Annotated in this window: 15 protein-coding genes and 1 pseudogene; 11 read left to right on the top strand and 5 right to left on the bottom strand. The window is 53.5% G+C overall.

Translation table 11 applies throughout. The features are described 5' to 3' along the window. Positions 1-245: 245 nt before the first annotated feature. The 3 genes from KRAC_RS26540 to KRAC_RS26530 all read right to left on the bottom strand — a co-directional run bounded on the left by KRAC_RS26540 (position 246) and on the right by KRAC_RS26530 (position 2,963). Complete coding sequence (locus KRAC_RS26540; protein ID WP_007912560.1) at positions 246-659, bottom strand: cytidine deaminase; 414 nt, start codon at positions 657-659, stop codon at positions 246-248. A 253-nt stretch (positions 660-912) separates the two neighbouring features. After that, positions 913-1,815, bottom strand: a complete 903-nt coding sequence (locus KRAC_RS26535) for a DUF3592 domain-containing protein (protein WP_040444185.1) — start codon at positions 1,813-1,815, stop codon at positions 913-915. 182 nt (positions 1,816-1,997) lie between these two features. Next, on the bottom strand, positions 1,998-2,963 hold the full coding sequence (locus KRAC_RS26530) for a DMT family transporter (protein ID WP_040444184.1): 966 nt from the start codon (positions 2,961-2,963) through the stop codon (positions 1,998-2,000). Between the two features lie 399 nt (positions 2,964-3,362). Here KRAC_RS26530 and lgt point away from each other — a divergent pair, with 399 nt between their 5' ends. Continuing rightward, entirely contained in the window at positions 3,363-4,406 is a 1,044-nt protein-coding gene (lgt, locus tag KRAC_RS26525) for a prolipoprotein diacylglyceryl transferase (protein WP_007912554.1), read from the top strand. A gap of 198 nt (positions 4,407-4,604) precedes the next feature. On the opposite strand, the gene KRAC_RS79705 is transcribed toward lgt, so the two are convergent. Together KRAC_RS79705 and KRAC_RS26515 are read right to left on the bottom strand one after the other, a co-directional pair. Then, positions 4,605-5,306, bottom strand: coding sequence for a MerR family transcriptional regulator (locus tag KRAC_RS79705; RefSeq protein ID WP_169460943.1), 702 nt, complete (start codon positions 5,304-5,306; stop codon positions 4,605-4,607). A 111-nt stretch (positions 5,307-5,417) separates the two neighbouring features. Next, on the bottom strand, positions 5,418-6,779 hold the full coding sequence (locus tag KRAC_RS26515; RefSeq protein WP_007912540.1) for a hypothetical protein: 1,362 nt from the start codon (positions 6,777-6,779) through the stop codon (positions 5,418-5,420). Between the two features lie 666 nt (positions 6,780-7,445). Between KRAC_RS26515 and KRAC_RS26510 the strand changes: the two genes are divergently transcribed. The 10 genes and pseudogenes from KRAC_RS26510 to cysS all read left to right on the top strand — a co-directional run bounded on the left by KRAC_RS26510 (position 7,446) and on the right by cysS (position 18,169). Further along, complete coding sequence (locus KRAC_RS26510; RefSeq protein ID WP_007912538.1) at positions 7,446-8,108, top strand: MBL fold metallo-hydrolase; 663 nt, start codon at positions 7,446-7,448, stop codon at positions 8,106-8,108. Between the two features lie 4 nt (positions 8,109-8,112). Continuing rightward, positions 8,113-9,522 carry a UDP-glucose dehydrogenase family protein gene (locus tag KRAC_RS26505; protein WP_007912536.1) on the top strand — a complete coding sequence of 470 codons (1,410 nt, stop codon included), beginning with the start codon at positions 8,113-8,115 and terminating at the stop codon, positions 9,520-9,522. A gap of 88 nt (positions 9,523-9,610) precedes the next feature. After that, complete coding sequence (acpS, locus tag KRAC_RS26500; protein WP_007912534.1) at positions 9,611-10,156, top strand: holo-ACP synthase; 546 nt, start codon at positions 9,611-9,613, stop codon at positions 10,154-10,156. 190 nt (positions 10,157-10,346) lie between these two features. Next, the gene (locus KRAC_RS26495) at positions 10,347-11,048 is read left to right on the top strand and encodes a hypothetical protein (RefSeq protein ID WP_052568599.1); all 702 of its coding nucleotides are present in this window, start codon (positions 10,347-10,349) and stop codon (positions 11,046-11,048) included. Positions 11,049-11,630: 582 nt separating this feature from the next. After that, positions 11,631-13,428, top strand: a pseudogene (gene ltrA, locus KRAC_RS79700) (group II intron reverse transcriptase/maturase). Continuing rightward, complete coding sequence (locus KRAC_RS26485; protein ID WP_052568596.1) at positions 13,421-14,002, top strand: IS200/IS605 family accessory protein TnpB-related protein; 582 nt, start codon at positions 13,421-13,423, stop codon at positions 14,000-14,002. The pseudogene ltrA and the gene KRAC_RS26485 overlap by 8 nt, the downstream one beginning before the upstream one ends. A 217-nt stretch (positions 14,003-14,219) precedes the next feature. Next, positions 14,220-15,125 (top strand): phosphotransferase family protein, encoded by a 906-nt coding sequence (locus KRAC_RS26480; RefSeq protein WP_007912533.1) that lies wholly within the window; start codon positions 14,220-14,222, stop codon positions 15,123-15,125. Positions 15,126-15,248: 123 nt separating this feature from the next. Further along, complete coding sequence (gene dtd / locus KRAC_RS26475; RefSeq protein ID WP_007912528.1) at positions 15,249-15,695, top strand: D-aminoacyl-tRNA deacylase; 447 nt, start codon at positions 15,249-15,251, stop codon at positions 15,693-15,695. Positions 15,696-16,206: 511 nt separating this feature from the next. Beyond that, positions 16,207-16,995, top strand: a complete 789-nt coding sequence (locus KRAC_RS26470) for a TatD family hydrolase (RefSeq protein WP_040444182.1) — start codon at positions 16,207-16,209, stop codon at positions 16,993-16,995. Next, on the top strand, positions 16,982-18,169 hold the full coding sequence (cysS, locus tag KRAC_RS26465; RefSeq protein ID WP_007912522.1) for a cysteine--tRNA ligase: 1,188 nt from the start codon (positions 16,982-16,984) through the stop codon (positions 18,167-18,169). The genes KRAC_RS26470 and cysS overlap by 14 nt, the downstream gene beginning before the upstream one ends. The last annotated feature ends 315 nt before the right edge of the window (positions 18,170-18,484 follow it).

The following is an 18,484-nucleotide window of genomic DNA, read 5'->3' as shown; positions in this document are numbered from 1 at the left end:
CTACACCCAGCAGAAGATATGGAGTACCGCAACTGCCATATGCAAACTACACCCAGCAGAAGATATGGAGTACCGCAACTGCCGTGTGCAAATTACGTCCAGTAGGAGGTATGGTGTGCCGCAACTGCCGTGTGCAAATTACGTCCAGTAGGAGGTATGGTGTGCCATGGCTGCCTGCGGCAGCCATGGCACACCATACCTCCCTAGTTCTGGCGAGCGCCGCAGGCGCGAGAAGTCAAGCGCCATTAGAGCTGGAAGGCATTAGGAAGGAGATCACGCACATGCATACTATGAATAACTGGCTTCCCCTGCTCATCCGTCCCGCCATCGATATGAATAACCGCATCTGGAGCCAGGTCAATCATCCACTGGCGACAGGCCCCACAGGGCGTACGCATATTCAGGGGCGCGCCATCAGGCGCATCAACGCAGGCCACCGCGATCTCGCTCACCTGCTTATCCCCCGCCGAAATCGCCGAAGCCAGCGCCGACCGCTCCGCACAGAGCGTCAGTCCATAACTGGCACTCTCAATATTCACACCCGTATACACACGTCCGTCGGCCACCACCGCTGCCCCCACATGAAAATGCGAATAAGGCACATGCGCATTGCGAGCCGCCTCACGCGCCCTCGCAACCAACTGTTCCGGACTAACCATTCTCCAACCATCCTCTCTCTAGCTTCAAATAACAAAGGCCCAAACACCCATGTAATCCCAAACACCCGTGCGATCCCAAACACCCATGTAATCCCAAACACCCGTGCGATCCCAAACACCCATGTAATCCCAAACACCTGTGCGATCCCAAACACCTGTGTAAGTGGTGGAGATCCAGCGTCCGGCTCTGCCGGACGCTGGATCTCCACCACTTACTTTTATTCTTGCGAAGCGCCGCAGGCGGAGAGAAATCTCATATCCAGTAGAGATTAAAGAGCGCCTCATACATAAACACAAGCGTCAACCCCAGAAAAAAGAGCGAACCAACCACACCTGGAATAATGCGATAGAGACGCGGAAACTTCCCACAACGATCATACATAGGCTGGCGCGGATCGTAGCAGACAAAAATATTATACAGATCAGGGAGACTATGCCGCTCAATAGGAGGTGCCATAAGTTGGATATGACGCGCGACCCCCTCTTGCTGATTTTCACCCGTGCGGTAAAGCACCGTGTACACATTAATAGTAAAGTCGCGCCGGCGTTGCTCAACACGATTGACAACGATGCCGCGCGTCAGCACGCCACGTGTGCGCAGCACAATATAACGCCAGAGCTGCCACTCCAGGCAGTAGGCCAGCGCGGGAACAAAGATCAGAAAGGCCAGGAAAAAGAAGGCAAAACTGGACAAGATCTGCCCAAAGGTAAAGCCCTGAAAGACCAGCAGCGCACGCTGGGGATCAGCCGGATCATACCAGCAACTCTTCTTCTCGCCAACACGGTAGCGATCCAGAATATGCTGGACAGCCTCTTTCGTACTGTAGACCAGGATATCTGGCCCCTCAAAGCCCTTCGTGCGAACCTGCTGTCCTCCAGGAAGGGTCAGGGTGTAGGAGAACTGAGGGCGGTAACTTCCATACACGCCCGCATCTCCGTTACTCTTGCTCTCCCGACTGTTGCTCTTGCTCTCCCGAATGGTGAGCAGGGATTTAGCGGTAATGACACAAGGTGCCTGTACAAAGGAATTATAGTAGAGTACGCGGCGCACAGGGGCCAGTAATGCTAAAAGTACAACGATACATATTACCAGGAGGGCGCGCCGCAGGAAGAAGGCTCTCTTTTTCACAAAATTGTAACTCACATTCGCTTGCATGCAGATTTTTGCTGGATAAAGTTTGTTCAATACAGCAAGTGTTTGTATACGAAAACCACCCCCCCCATTCGGGGGCACGCGTTACTCTCGCCGCGCCCCCGAATGGGGGGTGGCTAGGGCTTCGCGCTCAGATTTTCGCTAGGAGATCGCAGAATGATTGTAGCACGCGCCTCCAATCCTTGCTACTTCTCAACCAGAGCACACCCCAGCATAACCAGGAGAAAGCCGCCAAGCTTGGCTGGCGAGAGCTCTTCCCCCAATAGCCAGTATGACAGGAGGAGTGTAACACCCGGAATGATAAAGTCAGAGTAAGCCGTCCGGATCGCACCGATCCGTCGAATAAGCCAGAAGGTCAGAAAGAAACTAATGCAGCTACAAAATACCACGAGATAGAGTAGAGCCTCCAGGGTTGCCCAGGTGGGCGCGAAGGGACCGCCATGCTCAAAGATGAGAGATGCCAGTAAGATAACAACTCCACTATAGAAGACCTGCCAGGCCGTCATAACTAGCACAGGCACATCGGCACTATAGCGCTTAGCAAGCAGCATTCCAAAGCCATAGACCGCCGCCGAGGCCAGGACCATTAGCTCCGCGATAAGCGCGGGTCCACTCATGGCGAAACCAGGTATGCTCGCCCCCTGGTTGGGCAGAAAGGGAACACGTCCCAGGAGCACAAGCAAAATACCCGCGATACCAATAAGCAAGCTTACAGGCAAACGCCAGCCGCGCGCCTCTCCCACCCCCCTGAAGTTAAAGAGCGAGACGAAGAGGGGCGCGGTGGCCCACATCAAGGTAAGCGCGCCTGCTGGCGCGTATGGGATCGAGGCAAAGAAAATAGCGGCAGGTATGCCTACCATAAAGAGCGAGGTCTGAAAGATGCGCAAGTGCTGTGTGCGTGTGATCCGGAGGCTTATCCGGCGCCAGCGTGCGACCAGGAGCAAGAGCAAAAACGCCAGGAGGAAGCGTACCGCAGAGAAGAGCAGAGGCGGGACGTGCTCCGTTCCAATTTTGGCTGCCACGGGAAAAGATCCCCAGACGAGCACCATGGCGCCAAAGCCCAGGAGCGTAAGCATGCGTGCCTTGCGCGGATCAGCGGCTGTGGATACGGATTGAGTAGTCGATGGGGATAATTCTTGATATTCCTGCATAGTAGTTAGATATGCCTTTCTATGGCGATAAAGAAAAGAAAGAATAACTCGATTATGATAATGGTATACGCAGCGCTCAGAGGTAAGTGTGTGTGGGAAGCTTCTCTTGCCCAGGAGCGCTTTCGCGCCTGCGGCGCCCACGGGTAAGGGGATGTGGATGGAAAACGGATTTGCCGTACTTATGTTTCCATCCACATCCCCTTACCCTGCGAGCGTAGCGAGCCGAGGCAAGAACTGGAACTTCCCACACCTACTCGATAGATGGGTTGCGTGGTTGCGTAATGCATATTATGATACAGGAAAGCGTAAAACAACAATGCTGGCAATACCAGGCGCGAAAGAGGTTGCAACTCTACTCGCCTGTTTGCTAGAGAAATTATCAGTATATGGAGTGACAGCATGGGAACTCTCCCGTTCGCCGATCTTATCAATTGGGGGTGGTTACGTATTGGCCCACCCTATATCTACTTGAATATTGATCCGGTCATCTTCAGGCTTGGCCCGCTGGCCGTACGCTGGTATGGCTTGATGTATGTCGTTGGTATCCTGATAGGATTATGGATTATCAAGGGATACTGCCAGCGCAAGGGAGTTACGGAAGACCTGGTCTACCGCCTCTTGTGGTGGTGTATCGCGGCTGGTGTGATTGGTGGGCGCCTGTATTTCGTCTTACAGCAGCCAAACCTGGTTGAATACTATTTGAGGAATCCTATTCATATTATCGCGACCTGGGAGGGCGGCATGGCCTTCTTTGGCGCGATCTTCCTGGTTATCGCGACCCTCTTCTGGCGCGCGCGTGTCGAACGCGTGAATCCGCTGGTCCTGGTGGACGCGGCTGTCCTCTTTGGCGCGGCGGGCCAGATCTTTGGACGTATTGGCAATATCATCAATGGCGACATCATTGGCTATCAGAGCACGCTGCCCTGGTCGACGGTCTATGTACATCCTGAGAGTTGGGCCTGTGGCGTCTACAACCTCTGTAACGTCCCCGTTCAGCCCGCGGCCCTGTACGAGATGATCACCAATATCGTACTACTCGGTGTCATGCTCTACTGTGCGCGCAAGTTCAGGCGCCCAGGCATGCTGATGCTAGTCTACCTGTACGCATATGTGATTACGCAGTTCTTCATCTTCTTTACCCGGGACAACATCATCGTCGACTTCCTGGGAACACATATTCTCAAACAGGCACAGTGGACCTCGGTAATCCTGTTCGTCCTCCTGCTGCCCATCACCTACCTGGTCATCTCCCGATCCAAACCAGTTCCCGAGGGAGAGGTAGCCGCGACTTACAGTATTCTCCAACTGGCAAGCAAGGAGGCAGCGAGCGATGAGAAGCCAGAGACGCTAGCCGAAGCAGAGGAGCAGGTCGAGGGGGAGAACGTGGATGAGGATGAGGTCGAAGCAGAAGTAGTCTCAAACAAGCCATCAACTCCTGAGTAAGAGATGTGGGGCGTACTGGCAGCCTGCGGCACAAACAAGCCATTACTCCTGAGTAAGAGACGTGGGACGTACTGGCAGCCTGCGGCACAAACAAGCCATCAACTCCTGAGTAAGAGATGTGGGGCGTACTGGCAGCCGCAGGCTACCAGTACACCCCGCATCTCTTTTCCAAGCGAGCGCTGCAGGCGCGAGAAGTCTTTAACCCTGGTAGAGAAGCTTGCGATGCAGGAGAGAGATGAGTGTATCAGACAAAGCCATAACCTCCTCGAAGCGCTCGGTCTGTTGCTCTAGCGTGAGACCCTCTTCACGCCAGCGGGGGAGCAGATGTTGCTCATAGGCCGCGACCTCGCTACGCGTAAGCTGTTTGAGCTGGAAACGGATAAGTGAGGGGAGCGCGAGGGGGAGGCCTAGTTCTTCCAGGTGGCGGTAAAGCTGAAGCAAGAGCACATCATCTCCAGTGAAGAGCCGCTCGCCTTGCTCGTCCTCAAAGGGGAAGAGCAGTCCCAATTCTACCAGTTCATTGATGCGCGCAACAGTTACTTCTCCCTGGCGCGCCAGTTCTTCCTGGGCTAAATGAACCTGTGTACCACCTACGGTCAGGGATTTGAGATGGCGCTGCTTGAGCGCCATGTGCATCTGTACATCTCCCTGCTGGGCGCGAACTTCGAGCAGGCGCTTGATTGCCTCTAACGAGAGATTCTGATGTTCTTTAAGCTCGCGAATAATACCCAGGACCACGAGATGCTCTTGCGTGTAGTAGGCCGTGCGCCCTTTCATGACAGGAGGCGGCAACAGCCCCTGGGTATTGTAAAAGCGAATCGTCCGGCTTGGCATGCCCACCTGTTGCGCTAGCTCATCAATACGCAGCATGGAAGGTTGCTCTACATCACTCTGGATCAAGGCACTCTTCCTCATATGCGTTCTTCAATATAGTGAATGTGCCGAGACTGAGAGATTGGCGCCCCCGCGTTCGCCAATCTCTCAGTCTCGGCAGGTAACTATTTTCTTGCTTTATTGCTTGGCCTTGGGTGTGGCCTGTGGTGAAGCGGGAACAGTCGGCGAGGGCTGGGGGTTATTCAGCTTGGCCTTCTCATCATCAATTTTGCGCTGGAGGGCGCGCAGGTAGGCCTGAGCACCATCCAGGTCGGTCTGGGTCACGGCGGTAAGCTGCTTAGGCATATTCTGTACCTGGCTGACCCAGCTTTCAAGGACTTTTTGGATGGCCTGGAGGGTCGCGTTGTCCTGGTAGACGCCCGCAAGCAGGCCGCGTGCAGTCTTAAGCGCGCTGAGCATGGCCTTCAAGAAATCGGTTGCGACCGTCGAGCCAAACTGGACGATGGGCGCGACAAAGACGTCATAGGCCACGCGCGTCAACTTGGCGGCCTCAATCGCTCCCTGAAGGGTAAAGCCCTCCAGGTTATCCAGGGCTGTGATAAACTCCTTGCGTGCGTTTTCGGCTCCCTGGGCCATACCTTTATTGAAGGCATCCTGGATCTGGTGCTCTATATTGCTCCCGGTGTCGCTAATGGCTTGAGGAATTTTGGGGCCTAGCTCATAGGCGGTGACGCCTGCGGTCGCTACCGCAGCGGCCCCCAGGCCGATGAGAATCCCACGCCGAGAGACCTTCTTGTTGCGTTTCTTCTGACGGCGGGCCTCGCGTTCGTCGATCTCCTCATAGCCCTCATCGTCATATTCCTCATAGGGCTCATCGTATTCTTCTTCTGGTGGAAGAGGAGGTGCCAGGCGACCGCTGGGCGCACGAGGTTCATAGACGTCATTATACATAACGCTACGCCGGGGCTGAAGCTGGGCTGAGCGCGCAATGCCCGGGCCTGGACTGGCGTAGCCCAGGCGCCCGTCTAAAGGATCATCTTCATATTCGTCGTCTATGACTTCATCAAGCTCTGCCTGTTCCCATTCGTTGTCTTCATCCAGGTAGAGATCGTGCGCCGCTGGAAGGTAAGGGGCCTGAGAGGAGAGGTTATGGGTCCGGTTAGGGCTACGTGATGCAGAGGCGTTGTTAGCAATATTGCTAGATATAACGCCCGAGGTGCGGCGCATACGCTGCTCCAACTCATCGGTCTCTAGCTCGCGAAGTTCATCGTCTCCCTCTTCTGTCCCGGAAGCTTTACTGGAAATGATCTGCTGGCGCAACAGCTGGCGTGTTCTGCGTGGGTCGGGTCGCTGGGTATGAAGAGATCCAGAGCGGCTATCGGATGGCGAAGACAAGCGACCGCTCTGTCGAGCCCCGTTGCTATTGAGCTGACCACTCCTGCTAGCGCCAGTACGGCTGCGCAGGGGATCAAACTCGGAGTCATACTGGCGTCCAGGACTCCGGCGATAGGTTCTGCGTTCCGATTGATCCTTCGACATGTTTTGCTTCTCTTCCTCCGAGTGCTATCGACCGTCTACATTTTTTGCGGGGGCACTGCGATGCGAATAAACGCCAGCAACCTGGCTTGCATAGAGCGAGGAGAGATCCTTATCTCCCGCTATTGCTGATTGCATTTCCTACATCCATTCTACACATCTTTTTCTTTCTCGTCCAGTTAAAAATGGTAAAAGATTTTTTCTCCGATATGTGAGAAGGATTGATATAGGAATATACAGCTATAATAGTTTATGTTCTAGACCGCAAACAGTTTTTAATTAAGAGGCGACATTGCATGGTTACGCCGTGTGTAATGTCTATAAAAGTCGTTATGATGCATGCCTATCGGCAAAAAAGCCTCGTTGTCGACCACTTTATCACATAGGAGGTGAAGCTGCAATTTCTGCCGTTGCTGCTGACTTCTGCCGGGTTTCTATTTAACATCATGTATATTTAGCAGGTGGTGTGATGCGTGTTGGCAGCCACTGGCTGCCAACACGCATCACACCACCTGCCAGGGCAAGCGCCCCAGGCGCGAGGAGTCAAACCAGTACTTTGGCATAGGTTATTTCGCTCCCAGGTACGAAGGGTGGTTGAAGAGCGTTATGTTATAATGGGGGTCGAACGCTTGACGTTAGCGAACGTTTGTAAAGAAAGAGCGACATACCATGTCTGGGACCAGCACCAATCAAGAGCAGCCTATTGTCGCCTGTATCACTGTAGGTATGCTGGAAGAAAACTGCTATCTGTATGCCTGCCCGCAAACGCGCGAGGCTGTCATTATAGATCCCGGCGACGAGGCTCCACGGATTCTCGAAGCCATTAAAGAACTGCAAATCGTTCCTAAGTACATTATCAACACGCATGGTCATTTTGACCATACGGGAGCTATTGACGAGGTTAGCGCGGTTTACCCAGTCCCACTGGCAATTCATCCCGCTGATGTATACATGTATACTGATGAGCAAATCTCGAAAAGATACAACCTCAAACATCCGCTTGTCGAGCGTGAGCCAGATATCTTGCTCAAAGAGGGCGACCGCTTCACCATTGGTACCCTCACACTGGAGGTTATCGAGACTCCCGGTCACTCTCGGGGTGGCGTCTGCCTGATCAGCCAGCCATATTGCGTCTTTAGCGGCGATACTCTTTTTTATCGCGGCATCGGGCGTACTGACCTGGAGGGCGGCGACTACGAGCAGCTCATACAATCGATTCGCAATAAGCTCTATACCTTGACCGAAGACCTCTTTGTATTTCCTGGTCATGGTGAGCCTTCCACTATTGAAGAAGAAAAGCACGAAAATCCATTTGTTGCTATAGAGGAGTAAAACCGTGTCAAATATCTGTGTTCTAGGAACAGGATACGTTGGACTCGTTACCGGCACTTGCTTTGCCGACATGGGCAACAACGTCACCTGCGTAGATATAATTGAAGAGAAAATTGCAAAGCTCAAGCAGGGAATCCTACCCATTTATGAGCCTGGCCTGGAAGAGATGGTAGAGCGTAATGTACATGCGGGGCGCCTCCACTTCACGACCAGCTACGAGGAGGGCCTGGACAATGCTGAGTTTATCTTCATTGCCGTTCCCACACCTACGGGTGCCAACCAGGGCGCGGCCGATATGCGCTATGTCGAGACGGCTGCACGCATGATCGCCCAGGAACTGGACCACTATGCTATCGTTATCAATAAGAGCACGGTACCAGTAGGTAGTGGTGATGTGGTTTCGCGTGTCATTCGCAACAACCTGAAGCGCCCCGAGGTTAACTTTGCGGTCGTCTCTAACCCTGAATTCCTGCGCGAAGGCAATGCCCTGGGTGACTTCCAACGTCCCGACCGTGTCGTGTTGGGCTCTTCTGATCCCGAAGCGGCTCAGAGCGTGGCGCGGCTCTATCTCCCGCTGCGCGCCCCCATCCTTGTGACGGACATCTATACCGCTGAGATGATTAAGTACGCCTCGAATGCCTTCCTGGCCACCAAGATTTCCTTCATCAACGAGATCGCGCAGATCTGTGAGCGCCTGGGTGCGGACGTGAAAGAGGTCGCTGAGGGCATGGGCCACGACAAGCGCATTGGGCGCGCCTTCCTGGACGCTGGCCTGGGCTATGGCGGTAGCTGTTTCCCCAAAGATGTGCGTGCCCTGGCTCACATGGCGGATGAAGCGGGCCTTCACCCCCAGATGCTGCACGCCGTGATGGATATCAACCATGATCAGCGTCGCCTGGTTATCAACAAACTGACCAATATTCTTGGCTCGCTGCGTGGTTGCGTGATTGGTGTCCTGGGTCTGGCCTTTAAACCTAACACTGACGATATGCGTGAATCAGCCTCCATTGATATCATTCGCTGGGTAACCGCTCAGGGAGCGACCGTACGCGTCTATGATCCCGTGGCTACAGAGACCGGGCGTGCGGCTCTGGAGCGCGAGGGCATTAACCTGGACATGGTCGAGTTCTGCCAGACCTCCTACGATGTCGCGACGGGTGCGGATGCTCTGGTGATCTCCACTGAATGGAACGAATTTAAGTCGCTCAATATGTTGCAGGTACGTGCCGCCATGCGCCGCCCCGTCCTGATCGACGGTCGCAACATCTACGAGGCGACAGAGATGAATCGCTATGGCTTCATCTACCGTGGCATTGGGCGTGGAACCGGCCCCGCGCCAACGATCCTGCCTCCAGGCGATACCACGAGCATTCTAGGTGAGGCGCAATTGCTCAGTCTCGAAGAGAGCAAGTAAACAGTAGTGCGTAAGAGGTAGGTACTAAGCGGGCGTATATACAAGTCGCGCCGCCTAGCGCCTTCCTTTTTTGTCAAAGGAAGGCCTAATGGACGACGAGCAACCACTCTTATTTACACCCCTGGTGCGCCAGCCTGGTGTCGAGATTCCCGATTGGCTCTTTGGTCCCGCAGGCAAGGCTGGCCTGCCGGGTGGGCTCCATCCCACGCAGGGTGTCAATATCGCGGTCGGCATCGACATCATCGAGGTTGACCGGGTACGCAAGGTCTTTGAGAAACACGGTGAGCGCTTTCTCAAACGTGTCTTTACCGAGCAAGAGGTGCTCCAGTGTCGCAATAAGCCTGCCCGGTTGGCGGGACGCTTCGCGGCCAAGGAGGCCATCAGTAAGGCTTTGGGAACGGGCCTGCATGGGGTTAAGTGGCGCGAAATGGAGGTCGTCCAGTTGCGTAGCGGGCGTCCAACCGTTCGCCTGCACGGGACAGCCATGCTGCGCGCCCAGCAGCTAGGCTTGAGCGCCTTTGACGTCAGCATCGCCGACCTGGCCCAACTCTCCATCGCCATCGCCGTAGGCCTACAGGCCGATATCGCCCCCTCTGCCAGACAAACTAACCAGCAGGCAGAAGAAGAGTCCTGATTGGTGTGGTGGGTAGTGTGGGACGATGCTACTAATGGAGTGTAAGAAACGTTTCCAAGGATTCATGCCAGATATTGACAAATAGAGATGTCTCTGGTAGAGTTTCGTTAGAAAGAATGTTCTTGTGTGAAACACCAAGCGAGGTTCACCGACACGAAGGACGTGTTGTTGGAATGGAAGGAGGCACCAGGTGCAGTTGGTTGAACGACATCTCATTCGCCAGAATGATGCACGCTTTGCCGTCATTGATCGGGCGGCCTTTGCCTCTAAAAACCTGTACAACCAGGCCAATTACCACGTCCGACAAGCCTTCATTCACGAGGAAACCTATCTTCCCTACGCTGCCATCTTCCATCGCTTGAAACAGCATGAGGCCTATTGTGCCCTCCCGCGCAAAGTCAGTAATGCCATCCTCATTCAACTTCACCACAATTGGGACAGCTTTTTTGCGCGTGATGGAGGCCTATCGCGAAGACCCCTCTGCCTTCACAGGACGCCCCAAGATCCCTGGCTATCAAGACAAGACCAAAGGCCGTTTCCTGCTCATCTACGAGAAAAAAGCCCTGGGCAAGAGGGTATTCAAGCGCACGGGCAAGCTCGTCCCATCAGGACTTCCATTGAGATCGCAACTCAGATCACCTGGGAAGCCATCCGGCAGGTTCGCATCGTTCCACGCGCTGATGGCTACATGGTGGAGGTCGTCTATGAGCAGGAGATCCAACCGGCTGCGGTCAACCCGCAGCTTCGAGCAGCCGTGGATGTGGGTGTCAATGTGCTCGCAGCCATCACCAGCGACAAGCCCGGCTTTGTGCCTCGTCTGGTGAGTGGCAAACCCCTCAAAAGCCTCAATCAGTGCTACGTGCGATCCGTTCAGCCGAAACTTGCTGGATAAGTAAGGGGAAGGCTGGCAAGACATTGATCAATGTCTTGATAACTGATTATCTGACGTGAGGTGCAATTCCTCACCTGTGAAGTGAGCACGGAAAGACGATGCCCTACGGTAGCGACTGGTCCTCAATCCGTAAAGCGGGTATCCAGGAGAGGAAACTGCTAGTCTGAAGCAGACCCATCTCCGAGTCAGGCGGCTATGGTTAGCAGTTCATTCAACAGAATGAATAACGCGAATGTGCAACGGAACCATCGTTAGGTTGAACAAGTCAAACAGGCTGATAGACTTGACCAAAAGGTAAGGTACCAATCTGCGAAACAATGGAGAAAGTGAAAGGGTAGTGTAGTGATACCCTGCCTCACTCACTAGCGTACCCGGTGGATAGCACAAACCTACGGCAGCGCAAAACAGATAATCGGAACGGAGTAACTCGAAGGTACGCTCTCATTGGAGGTCGATACGATGAGCAGGAAACCATCCGCAAGCTGCCTCCGAGAAGGATTGCCTAAAAAGCCAATGCCTGGGGTAATGCCCAGGATATGCTGACGTAGGCACGGTAACATGGAATGAAGAGAAACGAGTAGTATGGTGAAAACGAAGGCACCCAAGATCAAGCTACCACCTGACCCTGAGAGTGAAAGTTGGAACAAGCTGCCCTGGCGCAAGCTCGAGCAGCATGTTTACCGCCTACAAAAGCGCATCTTCAAAGCCGAGAGCCGTGGCAACACAAGAGCAGTCCACAAACTACAGAAACTTCTGATGAAATCCAGAGCGACAAGGCTTTTAGCGGTTCGACGAGTGACCCAAGACAACCAGGGAAAACGCACAGCAGGCATTGACGGAGTAAAATCAGTCAAACCGGCCCAGCGTTTCACTCTGGCTGAACAAATCCACCCCAAGCAATGGTCTCAATACAAACCCCAACCAGTGCGAAGGATCTATATTCCCAAGCCTGGAAAGGATGAGAAAAGACCCTTGGGGATTCCCATCATGCGAGATCGCTCGCACCAGTGCCTCGTAAAGTTCGCTTTAGAGCCACAATGGGAAGCCAAATTTGAACCCAATAGCTTTGGTTTCCGCCCTGGACGTTCCTGTCATGATGCAATTCAAACCATTCACACCAATATCTGCACACAGGCAAAGTATGTCCTGGATGCCGATATTAAAGGAGCATTTGATCATATTGATCATCAGGCACTTCTCGCCAAACTCGACACCTATCCCGCAGTAAGGCTGCTTGTGAAAGCTTGGCTCAAAGCGGGAATCATTGATAATGGCATATTTGACGAGACCCGGAAAGGAACCCCGCAGGGGGGAGTCATCTCACCATTACTTATGAATATCGCGCTTCATGGTATGGAAACGGACTTGATAGCGGCCTACCGGTGGAAGGAGGGACGACCCAAATTTGTCCGCTACGCCGATGATCTGGTGGTTTTCCATCCCAAGCTCGAAGGCGTCGAAAAAGCAAAAGAAATCCTTTCGGAATGGTTACAGCGCATTGGACTAGAACTCAAGCCGAGCAAGACACGGATCACGCACACCTTGATGGAATATCAGGGAAAAAACGGGATTTGATTTCCTTGGTTTCACCATACGCCAGTATCCGATGGGGAAAACACACACCGGAAAGCGGCCTAATGGTCAACCACTTGGCTTCAAGACACTCATCAGACCCAGTAAGGAAGCGATTGCGCACCATGTGAAAGAAACGCATCGTCTGGTAGCAGAGCACCGGAGCATGAAACAGGAAAAGCTCATTAAAGAGTTGAACCCGGTCATTTACGGATGGGCAAACTACTACCGAAGCATCTGTGCAAGAAGGGCATTCAAGCACTGCGACATGGTACTTTTTCGACAATTGGAAAGATGGGCGAATCGCAGGCACCCAAACAAAAATCGACACTGGATTATGCAAAAGTATTGGAAAGTGGATGAAGGAAAGGGATGGATCTTCCGAACCCCCGACCTACAACTACGAAACCACCAACAAACATACATCCGGCGTCATGTAAAAGTGAAAGGAACTGCCAGCCCATATGACGGAAATCTTCTTTACTGGAGCCAGCGACTCAAGAAACACCCGCTTCTTAACGGAGTTAAAGCAAAACTTTTACAGAAGCAAGAGGGAAAATGCCGTTGGTGTGGACTGTACTTCAAAGATGAAGACCTCATAGAGATCGATCACATTACCCCGAAAAGTGAAGGAGGCGGAGAGGAATTGAGCAACAAGTTCGCTCTCCATCGTCATTGCCACGACGAGCGCCACTCGAAAAAGGCCAACGGTACCTACGACAAAGGCCATGTTACTGAGGAGCCGTGTGACGGGAAACTGTCAAGCACGGTTTTGAAGACGAGTAGGAGTGGTGACACTCATGCTTAGTTTTAACAACAAAGAGCGCGCCAAGCAGCAGCAACGCCTCGCGCATGAGAACCGATATACCTCGCGCCAGCTGGATCGTGTGACGACGAAGCGCAATCGCCGTGTGGATGCGTATCTGCACACGGCTAGCCGTCGGATTATTGATCTCTTGGTGGGCGAAGGCATCGGAACGCTGGTGATTGGCAAGAATCCCTTGTGGAAACAGGAGGTGAGCATGGGGCGCAAGAACAATCAGCAGTTTGTGCAGCTTCCCCATGCTCGCTTTCTTGAGCAATTGACCTACAAAGCGCACCTGGTTGGGATCAGGGTCATCCTTCAAGAAGAAAGCTACACCAGCAAGGCCAGCTTTCTGGACGACGACCCCATCCCAACCTATGAGGCCAACGCTGCTGAAAAGCCAGTGTTCTCAGGCAAGCGTGTGGCTCGCAGTTGGTATCGCGCCAGGGATGGACGCCTCCTTCATGCCGACATCAACGGATCGTATAACATCTTACGCAAAAGTAACTCCGACCCTTTGCAAGTGGGGCGAGGAGTAGCGGGAGCCGCAGTTCTCCCCAGACGGCTGGCCGTCTGAACGGATGACTTCTAGGCATAGGTGTCATCATTTTAAGATACTGTAAGGAAATAATCAGACAATGTGCCATCCGAACGAAGCTGCTGGGGCTGCGCTGCTAAAGCACGCGCTTACATATCATAGTACGGAGCATGTCGTTCCATGATATGTAAGCGCGTGCTTTAGTCGTAAGGCTCGGCCTTTTGCCTATCGCTGGAAGAAGAGGTGAAATGCGTAGATGACTATACAGCAAGAAATATTCTCCATCCTTGGTATTAAAGGGCCAGTTTTGCTTGGCGAAGGTTCTGAGAGCCAGACTTATGACTATACTGCGGACAAGGTGGTCAAGATCTATAAAGGACCGGTCGAGCAGGATAACCTGGACCATCTGTGCTCTATCTATACATGGTTGTCCACCCATCATCTCCCTTTCGCGGTGCCAGAAATTTATGCTATTGAGTCACACGAGGGTACAGTCTATCTTATAGAGAAAAAGCTAGCAGGCAGGCCTATTAGCGCGGTTTATGCTCAGCTACAGATGTACGAGAGGCAGCGTCTGCTGTCTAATTATCTTGAGGCTGTAAGACACTTGCAAGGGGTGGTTCTCCCTACACAACCATATGGAAGCATCTTTCATGCCCCAGGACCGTCGCCAGTACCATATCAGAGCTGGAGAAAGTTTCTGCGCGAAACGGCCCCACTTAAATTGCCACAAACACAGGATGATCTGCGCCAGGAGGGTATCGATGTCGCACGTTTGTTAGAGAAGTTTTTCCAGGATATCGAGAATGCACCAGATACTCCCGAGAAAAACTTTGTGCATGGAGACTATTTCTTTGGTAATGTGCTGGTCGACGATGAACTAGAGATCTCCGCAGTACTCGATGTCAGTTGGTGGAGCGTGGTGGGCGATCATCTTATGGATATCGCTGGCGCAGTAATGTTTCTTGACCTCTATGAGTATGTAACGCCTCAAGAGATTGCCTCTCTGACCCAGCAGGCCCTAGCGCTATATGGCCCAGAAATCCTTACCGCGATACGTATATATGGAGTGTATTATAGCCTGCTCCTCTCTGACTGTAAGCTACTCGATCCCGCCGCGTATAGCTGGAGCATCAAGCGTCTGCGCGAGTATATGCAGTAGTTAGAAGCAATGACATCGCCCATGTAGGCAGGATTCCTCGCCACTACGTGGCTCGCGTCGCAGACGCTGAGAACACCTTCTAGAGAGAAGTGACGCAGTTATAAATAACGAAGTGAGGTAGCTATGCGAGCATTACTACAGCGTGTCAGCCAGGCGAGCGTGACAGTTGAGGGAGAGGTAGTGGGTGAGATCGGCGGAGGCTTGCTGATCTTGCTGGGCGTGGGCCAGGGAGATGGCGAGGCCCAGGTCAAGATGCTGGTCGAGAAGATTGTGAATCTAAGGATATTTGGGGATGCCGAGGGGAAGATGAACCGCTCATTATTGGACGTGAAGGGCGAGGCCCTGGTGGTCTCGCAGTTTACGCTCTACGCAGACGCGCGCAAGGGACGGCGCCCGAGCTATACAAATGCCGCGCCGCCCGCAATTGCTGAACCCCTGGTGGAGCGTTTTAAAGAAGGCGTCGTGGGCTATGGCGTGAAGGTGGCGGGTGGCGTCTTTGGTGCGCATATGCAGGTGCAGCTCTGCAATGATGGGCCGGTGACCATCTGGCTGGATAGTGCGGAGCTGTAGGGAGGGCTGCACAAATTCTGACTGCTGTGGAGAATTTATTTGTGAACCTGCATCTTTTTGCTGAGAAAAGACGTGGGCCCCGTAACTTGATTTTGGTGGGGGAAAAAGTGGAAGAGGTTTTCTCAGGTGCCTCTGGATAGTACTACTAGCAGCCTACCTGCTATTTGACAGTGCAAGAAGGGGCCACGTATACTACAAATGCTGAAGTTTTGGCCGATCAAAATACCAGAAGGGATATGCTAGCATGTTGAGGGCATAGAATCGAACCCTCGCGTGTTCTATATAGAAGAGCAAGTTTCTGGGAACGTGTTTCGAGGAGATGGGCATGGAGGGGCGGTCATCATAGTAAGGATGCGCCCCGTATTTTTATGTGCTCTTCTCCCCGAGATATCCGGGGGTCTGTGTACGTGATGCACCAGAGAATGTCCATGCAAGCATGGACCCTACAACGTTTCTGGTGTATCAGGAAGTCCCTCTACAGGGATTTTGGGAAAGAGAGAAGGATCAGAGAGTGCTTACGGACAGCCATACGCATATTGATATGTCCCGCTTTCAGGAGGATCGTGAAGCGGTTATTCAGCGCGCCATCGAGGGTGGCGTGACACGCATGATCGATCCGGGCTGTGACCTGGCATCCAGCCGGGCGGCGCTCCAACTCGCGAAGGAGCATTCAGGTGTGATCTTCGCGGGCGTGGGTGTGCATCCGCACGATGCCCAGACCTATACGCCTGCGGTAGAGGCTGAGCTACGTGAAATGACCAGCGAGCCAGAAGTCGTCGCCATCGGCGAGTTCGGGCTGGACTATTTTCGTATGCTCACCCCTCGTGATATTCAACGCGAGGTTTTCTGTGCCCACCTGGAGCTGGCCCGTCAGTATGACCTGCCCTGTATCATTCATGTGCGCGATTCACATGAGGATGTGGTAGAGCTGTTGCAGGTCCATGGTAAGGGGCTGCGTGGTGTCTTCCACTGTTTCTCTGGAACGGTTAAGCAAGCTGAGGAGTGCCTGACCAGCTTCCCCGGCTTTGTCCTCTCTTTCGCGGGTCCTCTCACCAAACAGGGAAATGAGCTGCCCGAAGTGGCGCGTATGGTTCCCCTGGACCGAGTGATGGTGGAGACGGACAGCCCTTATCTCATTCCCAAGCCAGAGAAAGGGAGGCGTAACGAGCCCCTCTTTGTCAGGCACACGGCGCAGAAACTTGCTGATATTCGCGACATGACGCTTGAGGAAATCGCTCAAATCACCACACAGAACGCTATTCGCCTGTTCTCTCTAGGAGCTATAGATGAAGCTATTTAATACGCTGACCCAATCCATTGACCCCTTTACCCCGCTTAAGCAAGGCCTGGCCACCCTCTATGTATGTGGCGTCACTCCATACGATACAACCCACCTGGGGCATGCCTTTACCTATGTATCCTTTGATACGCTCATTCGGTACCTGGAGGCACAGGGGATCACCGTGCGCTACGTACAGAATGTGACCGACATCGATGACGATGTATTGCGTAAGGCCCGTGAGCTGAATATGGCCTGGGACGAACTGGGACGCCGCGAGACGGCCCGCTTCCTGGGCGACATGGACGCTCTGAACGTACGTCGCCCCGATGTCTACGCACGCGCCACCGATGCCATTCCTGATATCGTCGAGATCGTGCAGGACCTCGTTGAGAAGGGCCTGGCCTATGTGAGCGAGGGTTGCGTCTTCTATAGTGTAAAGCAGGACCCCGACTTCGGCACCCTTGGGCGCGCGATTGGCCTCAATGACTACCAGTCGATGCTCGACGTCGCCAATGAGCGCGGTAACTTCCCCGAGGATAAGCGCAAGCATGATCCCCTGGACTTCGTGCTCTGGCAGGCCCAGGCACCAGGCGAGCCCGCGTGGCCCAGCCCCTGGGGTCCGGGACGTCCCGGCTGGCACATAGAGTGTAGCGCCATGTCGATTCGCCACCTGGGTCAGCAGATCGACATCCATGGCGGCGGCGCCGACCTGGCCTTCCCCCATCACACCTGCGAGATTGCGCAATCCGAACACTACACCGGCAAGAAGCCCTTCAGCCAGTTCTGGATGCACACTGGCATGGTATATCAGGATGGAGAGAAGATGAGCAAATCGCTGGGCAACCTGACGCTGATCAGCAACCTGCTCAAGACCTATTCGCCAGATGTGATCCGCGTGACGCTCCAGAGCCATCACTATCGCCAGCCCTGGGAATGCACACCCGAGGATCTGAGCAAGGCGCAAGAGACGATTGAACTCTTCAAGCAGGTGCGTCGCCTTGTGGGTGAGGAGAGCCATGGCGAAGATGCGCAGGTGCGTGCCCTCTTCCAGCAGGCCATGGAGAACGACCTGGATGCGCCTACAGCCGTCTCGGGACTGCGCGAGGCCGCCCAGACCGTCATCGCCAACCGTGACCTCAACGCTGGCGCGGAGGTCATCCGCCAGGCCCGCGTCCTGGGACTATGCATCTAACACAGAAGAGAACGGGGGAGAGGCTTGCGGCGCAAGCCTCTCCCCCGTTCTCTTCTGTAATTATTCAGGACTTCTCGCCACTACGTGACGAGAAGGGTTAAGGGATGTGGGATGGAAATGCCAAAGGCATTTCCATCCCACATCCCTTAACCCTGCGAAGCGTCGCAGACGCTGAGAACACTCTTGAGCAAGAAACTAAAGTGTTTACTTCATTGTATTCTATATGTCTATTAATGGAATTATGGCCTCAAAGTCATAGGTATAATACATTTCGTGCTCATTATATTTTCATGTGTACGTATACTGAGTTAAAGA

It is taken from the genome of Ktedonobacter racemifer DSM 44963, from assembly GCF_000178855.1.
GTDB lineage: Bacteria > Chloroflexota > Ktedonobacteria > Ktedonobacterales > Ktedonobacteraceae > Ktedonobacter > Ktedonobacter racemifer.
This window is presented reverse-complemented; position numbering and strand designations above follow the sequence as displayed.

What these genes read in the sequence shown, in the direction of transcription:
- KRAC_RS26540 (WP_007912560.1), bottom strand. Translation starts at nt 659, where the DNA reads ATGGTTAGTCCGGAACAGTTGGTTGCGAGGGCGCGTGAGGCGGCTCGC.
- KRAC_RS26535 (WP_040444185.1), bottom strand. Translation starts at nt 1,815, where the DNA reads ATGCAAGCGAATGTGAGTTACAATTTTGTGAAAAAGAGAGCCTTCTTC.
- KRAC_RS26530 (WP_040444184.1), bottom strand. Translation starts at nt 2,963, where the DNA reads ATGCAGGAATATCAAGAATTATCCCCATCGACTACTCAATCCGTATCC.
- lgt (WP_007912554.1), top strand. Translation starts at nt 3,363, where the DNA reads ATGGGAACTCTCCCGTTCGCCGATCTTATCAATTGGGGGTGGTTACGT.
- KRAC_RS26515 (WP_007912540.1), bottom strand. Translation starts at nt 6,779, where the DNA reads ATGTCGAAGGATCAATCGGAACGCAGAACCTATCGCCGGAGTCCTGGA.
- KRAC_RS26510 (WP_007912538.1), top strand. Translation starts at nt 7,446, where the DNA reads ATGTCTGGGACCAGCACCAATCAAGAGCAGCCTATTGTCGCCTGTATC.
- acpS (WP_007912534.1), top strand. Translation starts at nt 9,611, where the DNA reads ATGGACGACGAGCAACCACTCTTATTTACACCCCTGGTGCGCCAGCCT.
- KRAC_RS26485 (WP_052568596.1), top strand. Translation starts at nt 13,421, where the DNA reads ATGCTTAGTTTTAACAACAAAGAGCGCGCCAAGCAGCAGCAACGCCTC.
- KRAC_RS26480 (WP_007912533.1), top strand. Translation starts at nt 14,220, where the DNA reads ATGACTATACAGCAAGAAATATTCTCCATCCTTGGTATTAAAGGGCCA.
- dtd (WP_007912528.1), top strand. Translation starts at nt 15,249, where the DNA reads ATGCGAGCATTACTACAGCGTGTCAGCCAGGCGAGCGTGACAGTTGAG.
- cysS (WP_007912522.1), top strand. Translation starts at nt 16,982, where the DNA reads ATGAAGCTATTTAATACGCTGACCCAATCCATTGACCCCTTTACCCCG.